Origin of the sequence: Xanthomonas sp. SHU 166 (assembly GCF_000364685.1) — a bacterium.
Classification (GTDB): Bacteria; Pseudomonadota; Gammaproteobacteria; order Xanthomonadales; family Xanthomonadaceae; genus Xanthomonas_A; species Xanthomonas_A sontii.
Genome location: NZ_AQOJ01000993.1, coordinates 1 through 2,682, shown reverse-complemented (window position 1 = coordinate 2,682; position 2,682 = coordinate 1). Strand labels below are relative to the sequence as shown.

3 protein-coding genes are annotated in these 2,682 nt (G+C 69.8%); all 3 read right to left on the bottom strand.

From position 1 onward, the window contains the following. The coding region (locus D180_RS22050; protein ID WP_017914485.1) for a septal ring lytic transglycosylase RlpA family protein at positions 1–757 on the bottom strand (757 nt) is incomplete at its 3' end. After that, the gene (mltB, locus tag D180_RS22045; protein ID WP_017914484.1) at positions 754–1,890 is read right to left on the bottom strand and encodes a lytic murein transglycosylase B; all 1,137 of its coding nucleotides are present in this window, start codon (positions 1,888–1,890) and stop codon (positions 754–756) included. The genes mltB and D180_RS22050, both read right to left, overlap by 4 nt. Before the next feature lie 196 nt (positions 1,891–2,086). Then, the coding region (locus tag D180_RS22040; protein ID WP_017914483.1) for an aldehyde dehydrogenase family protein at positions 2,087–2,682 on the bottom strand (596 nt) is incomplete at its 5' end.

Here is a 2,682-nt window from a genome sequence, read left to right as displayed (position 1 = left end):
TGGCGGTGGCGGTGGACGCGCTGGCCAGCAGCGTCGCCGGGCGCCGGCCGGGAGTGCGCCGTGCCAGCAGGTCGCCGTTGTCGGCCGGGGTCAGGCCGCGCACTTCCACGCGGCCGGTGCCCTTGCCGGTGATGCCGAGCTTGACCGCCGCCGCGTAGCTCAGGTCGATCAGCCGATCGTCGTGGAACGGGCCGCGGTCGTTGATCCGCACCACCACCGACTCGCCGTTGTCCAGGTTGGTGACCAGGGCGAAGCTGGGCAGCGGCAGGGTCTTGTGCGCGGCGGTGAACGCGTACATGTCGTAGACCTCGCGGTTGGAGGTCAGCCGGCCATGAAACTTGCTGCCGTAGTACGAGGCGGTGCCGCGCTCGACGTAGCTGTGCGGATCGTCGATGACCACGTACTCGCGGCCCAACACCATGTACGGGGAGCGGTTGCCGATCGCCGAGCGCGGCTCGTCGGTGACCAGCGGCTCGGGAATGCAGGCGACGTTGGGCACGTAGTCCGGGGTGCTGTCGCGCACGCCGGGCGCATACAGGCCGCCGGCGGTGTAGTTGCCGCGCTTGGACGGATCTTCCTTGGCCGGCGCGTAGGGCGAGGTCGACGGACAACCGGTGGCGACGTGCGCCGGCCCCTTGCCCTCGACCCGGATGCCGGGCCCGGCGCCGCCGGCGGTCTTCTTCGGGGCGCTGCTGCAGGCGGCCAGCGCCAGCACAGCGACGACGGGAGCGATCCGGAGCAGCGCGTTCGGGTTCATGCCGGGGGTAACTCCTTGCCGGCGATGGCCTGGGACAGTTGGTAGACGGCCATCGCGTACATCTTGGAATTGTTGTAGCGGGTGATCGCGTAGTAGTTCTGGAAGCCGAGCCAGTACTGCTTGCCGGCGCTGCCGTCGAGCGTGATCGGCGTGGCGCCGCCAGCGGCTGCCGGCACCGGCGCGGTCGGCGTGTAGCCGCGCGCGGCCAGGTCGGCCAGGGTGTAGGTCGGCGTCCAGTCGGTCGGATTGAATTCCTCGGCGCCCGGGCGCAGCGTCGCCGGCACCGCGACCACGCCGTCGCGCACCCAGCCGCCCTTCTTCACGAAGTAGTTGGCGATGGACGAGAACGCGTCGTCGTAGTCGGTGAACAGATTGCGCTTGCCGTCGCCGTCGCCATCGACCGCGAACTGCCGGTAGCTGGACGGCATGAACTGGCCCAGGCCCATCGCGCCGGCGTAGCTGCCGATCAGGCCGGTGATGTCCAGGTTCTCCTCGCGGGCCAGCGCGAACAGTTGGCCGAGCTCATCGCGGAAGAACAGTTCGCGGCGCACCTCGCGCTCGAGCTTGGCCGGATCGCCGCTGCGCGGATAGCGGAACGCCAGCGTGTACAGCGCATCCAGCACGCGGTAGGAGCCGGCGTTCTTGCCGTAGCTGGTTTCCACGCCGATGATCGCGACGATGACCTCGGCCGGCACGCCGGTGCGCGCCTGCACCCGCTGCAGTTCGTCGCGATGCGTGGCCAGGAACGCGCGGCCGCCATCGATGCGCGCCTGGCTGATGAACATCGGCCGGTACTCGCTCCACGGCTTGACCCGCTCGGCCGGGCGCGACATCGCCGCGACGATCGCATCCTTGAACTGGGCCTGCGCCAGGGTCGCCTCGATCTGCGCCGGATCCATGCCGTACCTGGCCGCGGTGTCGCGGACGAAGTTGGCGCGGGCGACCTCGAACGGGACCGGGGTCAGGTCCACCGGTGGCGCCTGCACCACTTCCGGCGCGGCCTCGGCCGGCGGAGCCGGACGCGGCGCAGGCGGCGGCGCGCTGGCCTGCGGCGGCGACGGAGGCGCCTTGGGCTGGGTCGCGCATGCGACCAGGCCAAGCGTGAGCAGGCAAATCAGCGAGCGTCGGATCATGCCGGCAGACTAACAGATTCAAGATGAATTTCTACCAATAACGCCATGAAACAAAAGAACTTTGCCCCAGGTCAAGTGCGCCCGCAGCATGACCTGCCGGCATGCACCGGGCACGCGCCCCGACCCGGGCGTGGCGACGGCACAAAAAAGCCGCCGGGGTTGCCCCCGGCGGCCTGGCCTGACGCATGGCGCCCACTCAGAACGGCGCGTCGATGTCGACCACGTCGATCAGCTTGTGATTGACGAATTCCTTGATGCCCAGCCCGATCAGTTCACGCCCGTAGCCGGAACGGCGCACGCCGCCGAACGGCAGGTCGGCCTTGACCATGGTCGGGTGGTTGACGAACACCATGCCGGTGGAGATGCGCCTGGCCACCGCCACGCCGCGCGCATCGTCGCCGGTGAACACCGAGCCGCCCAGGCCGAACGGCGAATCGTTGGCGATGCGTACCGCGTCGTCCTCGTCCCGGGCGCGGAACAGCATCGACACCGGGCCGAAGAACTCCTGGTGGTAGGCCGGGTTGTCCGGGGCGACGTCGGTGAGCAGGGTCGGCTGCACGAACGCGCCATGCACCGGCACCGGCGGTCCGACCTCGGTCGCGGTGGCGCCATGCCTGACCGCCTCGGCGATCTGCCGCTTCAGGTCATCGGCGGCGCCTTGCGAAGACAGCGGCGCCAGGGTGGTCGCCGGATCCATCGGATCGCCGGCCCGCAGCGCCGCCACGCCGGCGCGATAGCGCTGCAGGAATTCCTCGTACACCTCCTGCACCACGATCATGCGCTTGGACGACA